This window comes from Mesorhizobium sp. A623 (assembly GCF_054489405.1).
Window position 1 is genome coordinate 1 of record NZ_JBTMXB010000043.1, and the last position, 12,679, is coordinate 12,679.

At 63.5% G+C, this 12,679-nt stretch carries 12 protein-coding genes and 1 tRNA gene; 6 read left to right on the plus strand and 7 right to left on the minus strand.

The window, feature by feature from the left end; genetic code table 11:
• Positions 1–33: 33 nt before the first annotated feature.
• Complete coding sequence (locus ACX3P1_RS24660; protein ID WP_459082210.1) at positions 34–216, minus strand: hypothetical protein; 183 nt, start codon at positions 214–216, stop codon at positions 34–36.
• Positions 217–496: 280 nt separating this feature from the next.
• Positions 497–571, minus strand: a tRNA-Gly gene (locus ACX3P1_RS24665).
• A gap of 223 nt (positions 572–794) precedes the next feature.
• Between ACX3P1_RS24665 and ACX3P1_RS24670 the strand changes: the two genes are divergently transcribed.
• The 4 genes from ACX3P1_RS24670 (at position 795) to ACX3P1_RS24685 (ending at position 3,533) form a co-directional block, all read left to right on the plus strand.
• A complete protein-coding gene (locus ACX3P1_RS24670; protein ID WP_459082211.1) occupies positions 795–1,292 on the plus strand; it encodes a prolyl-tRNA synthetase associated domain-containing protein in 498 nt (165 codons plus the stop codon).
• A gap of 76 nt (positions 1,293–1,368) precedes the next feature.
• The gene (gene trxA / locus ACX3P1_RS24675; RefSeq protein ID WP_459082212.1) at positions 1,369–2,361 is read left to right on the plus strand and encodes a thioredoxin; all 993 of its coding nucleotides are present in this window, start codon (positions 1,369–1,371) and stop codon (positions 2,359–2,361) included.
• A 129-nt stretch (positions 2,362–2,490) separates the two neighbouring features.
• On the plus strand, positions 2,491–3,162 hold the full coding sequence (locus tag ACX3P1_RS24680; RefSeq protein ID WP_459082213.1) for an LON peptidase substrate-binding domain-containing protein: 672 nt from the start codon (positions 2,491–2,493) through the stop codon (positions 3,160–3,162).
• Positions 3,163–3,290: 128 nt separating this feature from the next.
• The gene (locus ACX3P1_RS24685) at positions 3,291–3,533 is read left to right on the plus strand and encodes a Trm112 family protein (protein WP_459082214.1); all 243 of its coding nucleotides are present in this window, start codon (positions 3,291–3,293) and stop codon (positions 3,531–3,533) included.
• A 32-nt stretch (positions 3,534–3,565) separates the two neighbouring features.
• Here the strand turns inward: ACX3P1_RS24685 and ACX3P1_RS24690 are convergent, their stop codons facing one another.
• Genes ACX3P1_RS24690 through ACX3P1_RS24700 form a run of 3 tightly spaced genes read right to left on the minus strand, consistent with a single transcriptional unit; the run spans position 3,566 to position 9,409 of the window.
• Positions 3,566–6,913, minus strand: coding sequence for an error-prone DNA polymerase (locus tag ACX3P1_RS24690; RefSeq protein WP_459082239.1), 3,348 nt, complete (start codon positions 6,911–6,913; stop codon positions 3,566–3,568).
• Positions 6,914–6,933: 20 nt separating this feature from the next.
• A complete protein-coding gene (locus ACX3P1_RS24695) occupies positions 6,934–8,448 on the minus strand; it encodes a Y-family DNA polymerase (RefSeq protein WP_459082215.1) in 1,515 nt (504 codons plus the stop codon).
• On the minus strand, positions 8,390–9,409 hold the full coding sequence (locus tag ACX3P1_RS24700; protein WP_459082216.1) for an ImuA family protein: 1,020 nt from the start codon (positions 9,407–9,409) through the stop codon (positions 8,390–8,392). The genes ACX3P1_RS24695 and ACX3P1_RS24700 overlap by 59 nt, the downstream gene beginning before the upstream one ends.
• 181 nt (positions 9,410–9,590) lie before the next feature.
• Here ACX3P1_RS24700 and ACX3P1_RS24705 point away from each other — a divergent pair, with 181 nt between their 5' ends.
• Positions 9,591–10,013 carry a metallopeptidase family protein gene (locus ACX3P1_RS24705; RefSeq protein ID WP_459082217.1) on the plus strand — a complete coding sequence of 141 codons (423 nt, stop codon included), beginning with the start codon at positions 9,591–9,593 and terminating at the stop codon, positions 10,011–10,013.
• A 55-nt stretch (positions 10,014–10,068) separates the two neighbouring features.
• Here ACX3P1_RS24705 and ACX3P1_RS24710 read toward each other — a convergent pair whose 3' ends face one another.
• Positions 10,069–10,278 (minus strand): DUF1737 domain-containing protein, encoded by a 210-nt coding sequence (locus ACX3P1_RS24710; RefSeq protein ID WP_459082218.1) that lies wholly within the window; start codon positions 10,276–10,278, stop codon positions 10,069–10,071.
• Positions 10,279–10,309: 31 nt separating this feature from the next.
• A complete protein-coding gene (locus ACX3P1_RS24715; RefSeq protein WP_459082219.1) occupies positions 10,310–11,185 on the minus strand; it encodes an HpcH/HpaI aldolase/citrate lyase family protein in 876 nt (291 codons plus the stop codon).
• Positions 11,186–11,299: 114 nt separating this feature from the next.
• Here ACX3P1_RS24715 and ACX3P1_RS24720 point away from each other — a divergent pair, with 114 nt between their 5' ends.
• Positions 11,300–12,469 (plus strand): NAD(P)/FAD-dependent oxidoreductase, encoded by a 1,170-nt coding sequence (locus tag ACX3P1_RS24720; RefSeq protein WP_459082220.1) that lies wholly within the window; start codon positions 11,300–11,302, stop codon positions 12,467–12,469.
• Positions 12,470–12,679 lie beyond the last annotated feature (210 nt).

Here is a 12,679-nt window from a genome sequence, read left to right on the forward strand (position 1 = left end):
TAACATCAACCCCAAGATGAGGCCGACACTTCGCTAATCTGCGATCCAATCTGAGCCAAATGATCTGACGACGGACAGCAGCGTCTCGGTCACGGCCGCTTCGACCATCGAGAAATGGTGCATGCAGGCCCCACGCCACGAATTGACCTCGGAGAAGATCACATTCCAGTCGATCGATTGTGGCAGCGAGGCTGGCTCATCAGAGGTGGCGATCATCAATTTCTGATAGCATGGCCACGTTAAACATCGGATAAGCGGCAGCAGCGCTTTATATCAAACTCCACACAGGCCAAGAGACAATGCCCGAATACGCACTGCACCGCCGCGTACCCCAGCGACACTGCGATTTCACGCTGCGTCGAATTCGCAAACTGGTAACCCGCGTGTAACCCTGACCTTTTGAGGCATTTCCGGCAGTCGCAATTTCAACCACCCCAAAACGCGAAAAAGCCGCGGAGAACCGCGGCTTTTCGATGCTTGATCTCCCGAAGGAAATTGGAGCGGGTGAAGCGATTCGAACGCTCGACCCCAACCTTGGCAAGGTTGTGCTCTACCCCTGAGCTACACCCGCTCGTACGGCACCGGGCCGCAAGCCGCGCCTATATGGCTGAAGCGCATCGCGATTGCAACAGGGAAATCGCATGGAAACGTACATCGCGGATTGTGCGGATTGCGACGATCCGGCCAAGCGCCGGAATCGGTTGGCCGGAATCGGCCAGCCGATGGCTGCGCCCTTGTCTTGCCCCCGGTTCGGTCATAAACGGCAGGTCTGAAGCATGAACGACCGGTGCCCTATGCCCAAAACCGAAACGGAACTTTTCAGCTTTCTTGCCGACCGGGGCTTGAATGTCACGACAAGGCGGCATGCGCCCCTGTTCACTGTGGCGGATTCGCAAGCGCTGCGCGGCGAAATCCCCGGCGGCCATACCAAGAACCTGTTCCTGAAGGACAAGAAAGACCAGTTCTTTCTCGTCACCGTCGAAGAGGACGCGGTAGTCGACCTCAAGCAGATCCATCACCTCATCGGCGCATCCAGCCGCGTCTCTTTCGGCAAGCCGGAAAAGCTGATGGAATTCTTGGGTGTCGTGCCCGGTTCGGTCACGGTTTTCGGGCTGATCAACGACGCCGCCCATCAAGTCACGCTCGTTCTCGACGCCGACCTGATGGCGCACGATACCATCAACGCCCATCCCCTTACCAACGAGGCCACGACCTCGATTTCCGCCGCGGATCTGCTTGCCTTCGTCGAGGCAACCGGGCATGAGCCGCTGATCTTGAAAGTCTCGGCCTGATCGCCACATGGTGGACAAATAGCGGGCGGCATGAACAGGTCACCGCCAGACTACGCGCGACCGGAAGGAAAACGACATGAGCGACCAGAACCCGTTCGGCGGCATGAGCGGCCAATATTCGACCAGCATCCAGTATGGAAACGCGGCTGGTGAGCCTACGCCGCCTGCAGCGCTGCCGCAGGGCGACCAGGCTCCCGCCGACCTCATCAAGGACACGACGACGGCAGGCTTTGCCGCCGACGTCATCCAGGAATCGCGCAAGCAGCCGGTGCTGGTCGATTTCTGGGCGCCCTGGTGCGGCCCCTGCAAGCAACTGACACCGGTGCTTGAAAAAGCCGTCCGGGATGCGGGCGGGCGAGTCAAGCTGGTCAAGATGAACATAGACGACCATCCCTCCATTGCCGGGCAACTTGGCATCCAGTCGATTCCGGCCGTCATCGCCTTCAAGGACGGCCAGCCGCTCGACGGTTTCATGGGCGCCGTACCGGAAAGCCAGATTAGCGCCTTCATCGACAAGGTCGCCGGCAAGGGCGACGGCCAGGCGCAAATCGCGGAAGCGCTGGCTGCAGCGGGCGAGGCGCGCGAGGCCGGCGATGCCCAGACGGCCGCCGACATCTATCACGCCGTGCTGGAACAGGCTCCGGAAACGGTCGATGCGATTGTCGGGCTGGCCGGCCTGCTGTTCGATGCGGGCGATGTCGAGGGAGCCGAAGACTTGCTGAAGCAGGTTCCCGAAGGGGCGAAGGAAACGCCGTTGCTCGTTGCGCTGCGCGCGAAAATGGCGCTGGCGGCCGAGGCCGCAAGTCTCGGCGACCCGCGGGAATTCGAACAAAGACTTGCGGCGAACCCGAAGGATCATCAGGCGCGCTTCGATCTCGCCATGATCCAGAGCGCGGGCGGCCAGCGCATGGAAGCTGCCGACAATCTGCTGGCGATCGTCAAGGCCGACCGTACCTGGAAGGACGATGGTGCGCGGTCCCAACTGCTGCAGTTCTTCGAGGCATGGGGCATGACCGACGAGGCGACGCTTGCGGCGCGCCGCAAGCTGTCGGCGCTGCTGTTTTCCTGAGCTTTTTTGCCGATTAAGCCTTGTTCCTTTCCGTTGCCGCGCCAGATGGTGCATACTGGCTTCTTCCACGCGGCCGGCCTTTGGCAGGACGGCGGCAGGTGAAGCGACACGCAGCGCCGGAGTAGATCGATGCAGGCGGGAAACGCGCATTATCGCCGGAATGTGGATCTGCCGTCCGTATTGCCGGTATTTCCGCTTACCGCGGCGCTGCTGCTGCCCGGCGGCCGCATGCCGCTCAACATCTTCGAGCCGCGCTATCTGCAGATGCTGGACGAGGCGATTGCCGGTACGCGCGTCATCGGCATCATCCAGCCCAGCCTGGACGGATCGCTGCGTGCCGACGGCGAGCCGCAGCTTTGCGCGGTCGGCTGCATGGGCCGGGTCATTTCCTTTGCCGAAAGCGGCGACGGCCGCTACCTGATTTCGCTGCAGGGCATATGCCGGTTTCGGATCGGGCAGGAGCTGGAGGTCAAGTCGCCGTACCGGCAATGCCGGATCGTGCCGTTCCTGGGCGATCTCGACGAGGAACAGGCCGGCGCCGACGTCGACCGCCCGGCTTTGCTCAAGGCCTTTCGCGCGTATCTCAAGGCAAATGAACTGGAAGCGGATTGGGAGGGCGTGAGCCGCGCCGAAAACGGCGTCCTGGTCAACGCGCTTTCCATGATGGCGCCATATGGGCCGGCGGAAAAACAGGCGCTGCTCGAGGCGCCCGACCTGAAGATGCGGGCGGAAACGCTGATTGCCATCACCGAAATGTCGATGGTGCGCGACAACGAGGATTTCGGATCGAGCCTGCAATGATGCAGGTCAACGCATCGGGCTGAAAATCGGAACCTGGCTTCCGGATCGTTGCGATGCCATACCGCCTGGGGCTTTTCACGCGCGGTCGGCCGCGCGGCGCTCCGGGACTTGCAAGAGGATGTAAGGCGATGGCGGCGCATGGACGAGGCGGCAACAAGGCGACGGTCGATCCCAAACTGCTGGAATTGCTGGCCTGCCCGCTGACCAAGGGGCCGCTTGCGTGGGATGCGGAGCGCGGCGAACTGGTGTCGCGGCTGGCCAAGCTTGCCTACCCGGTACGCGACGGCATCCCGATCATGTTGCCGTCGGAGGCCCGGACGCTGACGGTCGAGGACATGCCGCCGCCACGCAAGGGCACGGCTACCCGATAGCGCTCGAAACCTGTGCGTGCCGGCAGCAATCCTCATTGAAAATTGCGGCCCCTGGGCATGACTTTTTGCGTCTCCTTCGCCAGTACAGCGGGAGCGGGTTGCGGCGCGCTTGCGGTTTTGCGGGTTGACGCATCGGGACCGCCTGGGGCGCGCCTTGCAGCGGGCGGACAGGCCTCCTCCTGAAGCACGGCAAGCCAGGGCGTAAAATCCTCTATTCTGTCGGCAACGATATGCACGACGCCCGATTCCGATTGCAGCTTGCCACTCACGCAGATGAATTTCGCGCCCATGACCACCGCCCGGAACCGATCGAACACGCGCGGCCAGATGATGATATTGGCGACCGCCTTGTCGTCCTCCAGCGTGAGAAAAATGGCGTTGCCCTTGCCGGGCCGCTGCCGCACCAGCACGAGGCCGGCAACGCGCACGCGCCTTCCGTCCTTCACCGTGGGCAGCAGGGTATTCGGCGTGATGCCGCAACGGTCGAGTTTTTCGCGCAAAAACCCGACCGGGTGCGCCTTGAGCGACAGGCCGAGCGAGCGGTAATCGTGAATGACATGCTCGCCCAGCGGCATTTTGGGTAGCGCCGCCTCCGGCTCCATCTCGCGCAACAAAATGCCGGGCCGGTCGAACAGCGGCAGTTTTTCGGCGGCGCTCTTGCCGTCAAGCGCGCGCACCGCCCACAAGGCTTCGCGACGGTCGATGCCGAGCGAGCGGAAAGCGTCGGCCTCTGCCAGCTTCTCGATCTCGCCGACATCGAGGCCGGAGCGCAGCCAGACATCGCGCACCGACATGTAGCCGCTTCCGCGCCGCGCCACGAACAGCGCCATGCGCTCCTCTGACAACCCCTTGATCTGGCGAAAGCCGAGCCGGACGGCGTTGCTGCTTTTGATCACGCCGCGCATTTCGGCATGACGCGCAATCACCCGGCGCGGATCGAAGGGCGATTTTTCCAGCGCGCAGTCCCACTCGGAAAGATTCACGTCGACATCGCGGATATCGATGCCGTGGTCGAGCGCGTCGCGTACCAGTTGGGCCGGCGCATAAAAGCCCATCGGCTGGGAGTTCAGGATCGCGGCGCAAAAGACGTCGGGATAAAACGTCTTGAACCAGCAGGAAGCATAGACCAGTAGCGCGAAAGACGCGGCATGGCTTTCGGGAAAGCCGTAATCCCCAAAACCCTCGATCTGCCGGAAGCAGCGTTCGGCGAAGTCACGCGGGTAGTCATTCTTGACCATGCCCTCGATGAAATCCTGCCGGTGACCGTCAATCGTGCCATTGCGCCGGAAGGTCGCCATCGAACGGCGTAACTGGTCAGCTTTGCCGGGTGGGAAACCGGCGGCCTCGATGGCGATTTTCATGGCCTGTTCCTGAAACAGGGGGATGCCGAGTGTCTTGTGAAGTATCTTGTGGAGCATCGGGTTCGGATAGTGGACCTCCTCCAGTTTCATTCGCCTGCGCAGATAGGGATGCACCATGTCGCCCTGGATCGGGCCGGGCCGCACGATCGCCACCTCGATAACGAGGTCATAGAATTCTCGCGGTTGCAGGCGCGGCAGCATCGACATTTGCGCGCGCGATTCGATCTGGAAGACGCCGAGCGTGTCGGCCCGACAGATCATATCGTAGACGCGGGCATCTTCCGGCGGGAGGGTAGCAAGCTCGAGCCGACGGCCATGCTCGTCATATTCTTCATAATGTTCTTCCAGGAGATCGAAGGCGCGGCGGATGCAGGACAGCATGCCGAGCGCCAGCACGTCGACCTTGAGCAGGCCGACGGCGTCAAGGTCGTCCTTGTCCCACTCCACCATCTTGCGCTCGTCCATCGCTGTCTTGACGATGGGCACGATCTCATCAAGCCGATCCTTGGTGATGACGAAGCCGCCGACATGCTGGGTCAGGTGGCGCGGGAATCCCATGATCTCGTTGGAAAGGTCTATCACCTGTCTCGTCAGGGGATCGGCCTTGTCCAGGCCTCCGGCTTGCGTCTCCTTTTCACCCAGCTTCGACGACCACCAGCCCCATATGGAACCGGATAGCCCGCTCCTCACGTCGTCCGACAGGCCCAGTGCCTTGGCCACTTCGCGCAGCGCGGAACGGCCGCGATAGCTTGTGACGGCGGCGGCGAGCGCCGTGCGCTTGGCGCTGTATTTCGAGTAGATATACTGCATGACCTCTTCACGCCGCTCATGCTCGAAGTCCACATCGATGTCGGGCGGCTCGTTGCGTTCCTCCGAGATGAAGCGCTCGAACAGCGTATCGATCATGTCCGGGCCGACAGGCGTGACGCCGATGCAGAAGCAGACAACGGAATTGGCGGCAGAGCCTCGACCCTGGCACAGAATGCCCCGGCTGCGCGCAAACCGGACGATGTCGTGGACCGTCAGGAAATAGCGCGCATAGCCCATCCGTTCGATGAGCGAGAGTTCTTCCAGGATATGTTGCGATACCGATGCCGGCACCCCGTCGGGATATCGCTCCGCGGCACCCTCCAGCGCCAGTCGTGCCAGTTCCTGTTGCGGGGTCGCGCCATCGCGGGTCGCCTCGTCTGGATAGTTGTACTGAAGATCACCTAGGGAAAAGGAAAGCTCCGCTGCGAAGCGCTGCGTCTCGATCAGCGCCTGTGGATGGCGGCGGAAAAGCCGCGCCATCTCGGCCGGCGGCTTCAGGTGGCGCTCGGCATTGGCGGCGAGTTCCAGTCCGGCCTCGGCCACGGGCACGTTGAGGCGGATTGCCGTCAGCACGTCCTGGAGCCGCCGGCGCTCGGCCGCGTGATAGAGAACGTCGTTGGTCGCCATCAAGGGCAGGCCGAGCGCCTCGGCCATCGCCGCCGCCTGCTCGATCCGAAAACGGTCGTCGCCGCGATAGGCGGGCGCCACGGCAAGCCGCAGGGCCTTGCCGAACCGATCCTTGAGCGAACGCAGGATTTCCATCTGGCTTTTTGCGCGGGGCGACAAGTCCGGCAGCATCGCCAGCGATAGAAGGTCTCCCCATTCGAACAAATCGGCGCGGTCAAGCAGGGTCGCACCTTTCTCCGTCTCGTCGCGCAGATTGGCCTGCGTCAGCATCCGGCACAGGTTCCCCCAGCCCTTGCGGTCCTGCGGGTAGGCGAGGATGTCCGGCGTGCCGTCGCGGAAAACCAGGCGACAGCCCGGATGATAGGGGAGCGTCATCGGCTCGGCGTCCGGCGTCAGTTTGGCCTGCTTCGACTGGCTCCAGGCGCGCACCACGCCGGCCACGCTGTTGCGGTCGGCAAGCCCCATGCCGGCATGACCGAGCCGGCAGGCAGCCACGACCAGTTCCTCCGGCCGCGAAGCGCCGCGCAGAAAGGAAAAATTCGACTGCACGCCGAACTCGATGTAACGCGGCTCGGCTGGCATGGTGCGTGGCGGCCTCGCGGTCATGCGAAGATGCCGTGCATGAACCAGCGCGGCGGCGTTTTTGCAGCCCCGTAAAGGCCCTGGCGAAAAAGCCAGTAGCGGCGGCCCTCGGCGTCTTCGATACGGAAATAGTCGCGCGTCTGACGTGCGGTTTCCATTATGATGGCTTGTTTTTTGACCTCCTCGGGATCCTCGCCTTCCTTCACTTCAAATGTAGTGATGCGCTCTCGCCACCATTCCGGCGCGATGCGTTCCGGTCCTTCGGCCCGCGTGACCCGGTACGAGGCGCGCCGCCAGCGGAAATGCAAAGGCGGCCCTTCCGGCAGTTCGGTCGCCGGCACATCGACCGGCTCGGGCGAGCGGAAGAGGCGGATGGGCCGTTCGTATTGGACGTCCGGCGGTGCGAGGTTTTTCGGCTTCTTTCCCAGCGCTTGCGCAAATGGCACCAAGGCAATGGCGCGTTCCGGCAGGTGGCTTTCCACGCATATCGGCTTCAACACCGCACTGTCGCCCAGCCGCGCGCGGACACGGTCGACGAAAAGTTCCAGGCTGGCGCTCTCGTCGGTTGCCTGCCCGGCCAGATCGGCCTGCTGCATGGAAAAGGCAGCGGTGGAAAGGACCGAGAGGCGGACCAGATCGAAGCCGTAGCCGGCGTCGAAATCCTGACCGGCGGCGGCAAGCCGTTCATGGAACAGTTTCTGGATCAGCACCGGGTCGCGCAAGGGCCGCGAGGTGCCGACAGCAATGCGGCTGACCGCACCGTCGACGCGAAACAGCATGAGCCCGAGCGAGCGGGCACCTTCGCCGCGGCGTTCGAGGTCCGATTTCAGCGCCTGCGCCAGGCTTTTGGTCAGGTGCTCGATGTCTTCGACCTGCGTCACCGGCTCAGCCAGATGCCGCTCGACCGAAAGCGGCGCTGCCGGCAGGCGCGGCGACACCGCCTCGTCCAACCGGCCAAGCGCCTGATCGAGGCGACAAAGCAATGCCGCACCGAACCGGCGGGCAAGCGGCCCACGCGGCGTTTCCATGACGCTTCCTACCCGGCGCAGGCCGACGCTTTCCAGGCTTTCGCGCACGCCGGGCTCGATGCGCAGCGCGACAAGCGGCAGCGGGGCAAGCAGATTTTCCTCTTCGCCGGCGGCAACGATGCGGCGGCTGGAAAAGCGCGAAGCCGCCCACGCCGCGCCGACTGTCGAGGCGATGCCAGCGCGGGCATCAAAGCCCTGTTGAAGAAACCGCGCCAGCATGCCCTCCAGCATCGCCTTCTCGCCGCCGAAAAGATGCGCGCAGCCGGTAATGTCGAGGAACAGCCCGTCCGCCCCGTCCATCGCCACCAGCGGCGTGTAGCGGTCGCACCAGTCGGCCAGCCCCTCGAGCAGGCGGCGGTCGGCCGGCGGATCGGCCTCGACGATGTCGATTGCCGGATGCATGGCGCGCGCATCGGCAACGCCCATGCCGCGCTTCAGGCCGAGCGCTTCAGCCTGCCTGTCGAGCGCGGCGATGCGCTGGGCGTTGCGGTCGAGATGGCGGACCACCAACGGCCGGCTGGCCGGCCTCCCATTCGTCGGCTGGCCCTCCGGTGTCTTGTCTGATCGCCAGCACCGTCCCAGGCGCTGCCGCAGGATCCGTTCCGTGGCGAGATAGGGAAACCACAGGCTGAGAATCCGCTGACCGCTTTTCCTCGTCTCTTCGTTCCTCGAAAATGCGTTCATCGGGGTTCCACTCCAGTATGAATTGTCCGGGCAAGGCGGTGCGGCTCTTGCCGATGGCGACGGTGAAGGCGGGCCGGCCGATAGAGCCCGCGAGCGGAGCGCCGATCGTTTCGCGCAGCGCCGACGCGGCCGGCGCCACCAGGAGGCGCATGGGGGCCGCCGTCGGCTCGGCCTCGGCCGCATGCCGCAGCAGGAACAGCGGCCGGCCGGTCTGTTGCGCCCTTGCATGCAGCCGCCGCGTCGCGGTCAGGTCGAGCCGTTGCGGATTGCCGTGAACCTCCAGCACCACGGCGGCAGGGGCGGCCAGCCGCGCCGCCTCCTCGGCGATCCACAAGGCGTCAGTGAGTTTTTTCGCCTCGCAAAAGAGCAGGGTTTCGGGCTCGATGCCGAACATGGCCTGAAGCCCCCTGGCATGGGGAAAGCCGGTTTCGCCAAACATTCCGGTCGTGCCGATCCACAGGACCGGCGCTCCAAGATCTGCCTGCCGCTTGAGGATAAGGCTGACCAGGGCCAGCATGAAGCCGGCGACAGCGCCCGCGTCGCGCGTTTCCGTGCCGTGAATCTCGATCAGCGCCGCTCTCGGCAGGCCACCGCCTAGGGCGGCGTCGAGCCGCTCGACGCCGGTAGGCAAGGCCGCATTGCCGGCTCCAACGCCGTAGCGCCGGACCGCCGCGTCATCCGCATCGGCGGGCGCCCGCAAGGGCTCCGGCAACGATCCTTCGATCTTCGCGATCTGGCGACGCAGGGCAAAAACAGTTTCCCGCGCCGCGGCATCCTTCGCCATGACGGTTCAGCTTCCAGCAAAATTGTTCCTGTTATGTTCTTATAGATTCCAGAGGCTACTCTGAGAGTCAATCGGAGTCGCAAAAGAATTTATTCCTCTTGCCTGAGGGCGGGTTCATCAAGCCGCCGTCATTTGCCGATTCCGGCGCAAAAGCCTATATGCGGGCGACAAAGGAAACCGCATGGCCCGCATCTACAAGACCCGCACCTGGCACGACGAGCTTTCGCCCTCGCTGGAGGAGATGGAGTTCCTGGCCATGGAGGTCTATGCGCATCTGCCTGAGGAGTTCCGCAAGCTGACCGGCGAGATCATCATCCAAGTCGCCGAATTCCCGACCGACGAGATCATGGACGATCTGTCGCTGGAAACACCCTTCGACCTGCTTGGCCTGTTCGAGGGGCGCGGCATCGCCGAACGCTGGAACCCGCAGACCGGCGAAGGCCCGAACCGTGTCACGCTCTACCGCCGGGCAATGCTGGACTACTGGTCCGAAAACGAGGAGACGCTGGGCGACATCGTCACCCATGTGCTCATCCACGAGATCGGCCACCATTTCGGCCTGTCGGACGACGACATGGAAAAGCTCGAGGAAGAGGCCGCGTAATTTTTTCCCCGGCATGCCGCCCAACGCCGCCGTTTAAACGACCCGTCGCCCAACCCTACCAATCGCTGAGCTTGGTCTTGCCGGCCTCGTATTCCTGGCCGTCGACGTCCTTCACCACGGCCTGGCCGCAGCGCATGATCTTTTCCTTTTTATCATAGGCGTAGGTCGGCGAACCGTAGAGGTGCCAGCCCTTGTTCAACGCCGCCGTCACCTTGTGGCAGAAGGAGGCGTCGTCGATGGCGGTGAGAAAACGATAGAGGCGCATTGGTCTATCCCTGCGATGAGAGGTGTGGCGATCATGCCCCGATGGCGGTCGCCTTTGCCAGCAGTTTTTCAGCCTGCGCCAGATGCAGGCGCTCGACCATTTTCCCGTTCAATCCGATCACGCCTTTTTGCGTGTTCCCGGCCAGCGCGAAAGCGTCGTGGATGGCCCGTGCTTCGGCAATGGCTTGCTGCGAAGGTGAAAACGCCGCGTTGGCCGGCTCGACCTGCGACGGATGGATCAGCGTCTTGCCATCGAAGCCCATGCTTGCCGCCTCCCCACATTCGCGGGCAAAGCCGTCCACATCGCGGAAATCGTTGAAGACGCCGTCCAGAAGGTCGATCCCGCCGGCCCGCGCCGCCAGCACCATCTGCATCAGCCATGGCACCAGATAGCGCCGGTCGGGTGTCGCTAAAACGCCGGTTTCCTTGGCCAGATCGTTCGTTCCGGCCACGAAACAATCAAGCCGCGAGGCCGGGTCGCGGCCAAGTTCGGCGATCGCGCCGATATTGAGCATCGCCTTCGGCGTTTCGATCATCGCCCACAGTTTCACCTCGTCCGGCGCAAAGGCATCGTCCAGCGCATCACCGGCTTCCAGCACATCGCGGGCCGTGTCGACCTTCGGCAGCAAAATGCCGTCCGGCTCGCAGCTAGCCGCCACCAGGAGATCGTCCATGCCCCATTCGCTGGACAGTGCGTTGATGCGCACCACCATCTCGCAACGCCGCTGCTTGGCGAGAATGCCTTTCAGCTTTTCGCGCGCCGCGCCTTTTTCGCCGGGCGCGACCGAATCCTCCAGATCGACGACGACGACATCGCAGGCAAGCGAGCCAATCTTGGCCAGCGCCTTGTCATTGGCGGCAGGCACATAGAGCACCGAGCGGCGCGGGCGGTAGGACGGTTCTTTCATCTGGTCTTCTTGCCCGGCAAAGCTGGCCCTTGCAAGGACTTGCGACAACGTGGCGAAAGCTGTTTCCTGCACGCGTGCTATTGGAAAGCATGCAACGGTTCCGGGAATTTCTGCATGGCGCACTACGATATCGTGATCATCGGCGGGGCGATCGTCGGCTCGTCGCTTGCCTATTATTTGCGCAAGGAAGGCTTTGCCGGCACCATCGCGCTGGTCGAGCGCGATCCGCAGTTTACCCATTCGGCCACGACGCTCTCCATGGCCTCGATCCGCCAGCAATTCTCGATCCCGGAAAACATCCGCCTGTCGCAGTTCACGCTCGGCCTGTTCCGCGGGCTGAAGGACGAATTCGGCCCCGAAGCCGACATCGGCTTTCGCGAGGGCGGCTACCTGATCCTGGCCAGCGATGATGGCCTGCCGATCCTCAAGGCCAACCACGCCGTGCAGTTGGCCGAGGGGACCGACATCGTGCTGGAGGACGCCGCCACGCTGGCCAGCCGGTTCCCGTGGCTTTCCACCGAAGACATTTCCGCAGGGGCCTATGGCCGCTCGGGCGAGGGCTGGTTCGACGCGCATGCCATGCTGGGGGTGTTCCGCAAGGCGCTGCGCCAGAAAAATGTCGATTTCATCGCGGCCTCCGTCACCGGCATTTCCCGCGACGGTGACCGCGTTACCGGGGTAACGCTCGACAATGGCGAAAGGCTCGATGCCGGCATCGTCGTCAACGCCGCCGGCCCCAACGCCGGCAAAGTAGCTGGAATGGCCGAGCTGGCGCTGCCGGTCGAGCCGCGCAAGCGCACCGTATTCGTATTTGAAGCGCGCGAGAAATATGCCGACATGCCGCTGCTGGTCGATCCGAGCGGCGTCTATGTCCGCCCGGAAGGATCGGTTTATCTGACCGGCGGCGCCGAGCACGGGGAAAACGAAGCCGCCGCCGATCCAGCCGATTTCGAGCCCGAATGGGGCCTGTTCGAAGAGACGATCTGGCCGGTGCTGGCCACCCGCATTCCCGCCTTCGAGGCGATCAAGATGACGCGCGCCTGGGCCGGCCATTATGACTATAATGCGCTCGACCAGAACGCGGTGATCGGCCCGCACCCGGAGGTGGAAAACTTCATCTTCGCCAACGGCTTTTCCGGCCACGGCCTGCAACAGGCGCCGGCGGTGGGCAAGGCGCTGGCCGAATTCATCGTCCATGGCGGCTACCGAACCGTCGACTGCTCCGCCTTCGGCTATGCGCGCATCGCTGCGGGCCGCGCTTTTCGCGAATTGAACGTGATTTGATTTCATCCCGGCGAGCCCCTCCCTTGCCACGCCCGCTTTTCGCGTCTGGCCATTGAGCAATCGGTGGGAAGGGCGACGCGAGGCCGTGCCTTCGATAATTTGATACATGGCGCGAACCTCGCGTCACGCCGGCGTTTTCCGTTTCCGTCCGATCCGCTACACCGTCCGGCATTTGCGCCTTTCGGTTTGTGTGCTCGCTCCAGCACGCAC

Excerpts from the sequence above, each read along its gene's own strand:
- ACX3P1_RS24680 (WP_459082213.1), top strand. The coding sequence starts at position 2,491 with ATGCAGGCGGGAAACGCGCATTATCGCCGGAATGTGGATCTGCCGTCC.
- ACX3P1_RS24705 (WP_459082217.1), top strand. The coding sequence starts at position 9,591 with ATGGCCCGCATCTACAAGACCCGCACCTGGCACGACGAGCTTTCGCCC.
- ACX3P1_RS24715 (WP_459082219.1), bottom strand. The coding sequence starts at position 11,185 with ATGAAAGAACCGTCCTACCGCCCGCGCCGCTCGGTGCTCTATGTGCCT.
- ACX3P1_RS24720 (WP_459082220.1), top strand. The coding sequence starts at position 11,300 with ATGGCGCACTACGATATCGTGATCATCGGCGGGGCGATCGTCGGCTCG.
- ACX3P1_RS24685 (WP_459082214.1), top strand. The coding sequence starts at position 3,291 with ATGGCGGCGCATGGACGAGGCGGCAACAAGGCGACGGTCGATCCCAAA.
- ACX3P1_RS24710 (WP_459082218.1), bottom strand. The coding sequence starts at position 10,278 with ATGCGCCTCTATCGTTTTCTCACCGCCATCGACGACGCCTCCTTCTGC.
- ACX3P1_RS24660 (WP_459082210.1), bottom strand. The coding sequence starts at position 216 with ATGATCGCCACCTCTGATGAGCCAGCCTCGCTGCCACAATCGATCGAC.
- ACX3P1_RS24670 (WP_459082211.1), top strand. The coding sequence starts at position 795 with ATGCCCAAAACCGAAACGGAACTTTTCAGCTTTCTTGCCGACCGGGGC.
- ACX3P1_RS24690 (WP_459082239.1), bottom strand. The coding sequence starts at position 6,913 with ATGCCAGCCGAGCCGCGTTACATCGAGTTCGGCGTGCAGTCGAATTTT.
- ACX3P1_RS24700 (WP_459082216.1), bottom strand. The coding sequence starts at position 9,409 with ATGGCGAAGGATGCCGCGGCGCGGGAAACTGTTTTTGCCCTGCGTCGC.
- trxA (WP_459082212.1), top strand. The coding sequence starts at position 1,369 with ATGAGCGACCAGAACCCGTTCGGCGGCATGAGCGGCCAATATTCGACC.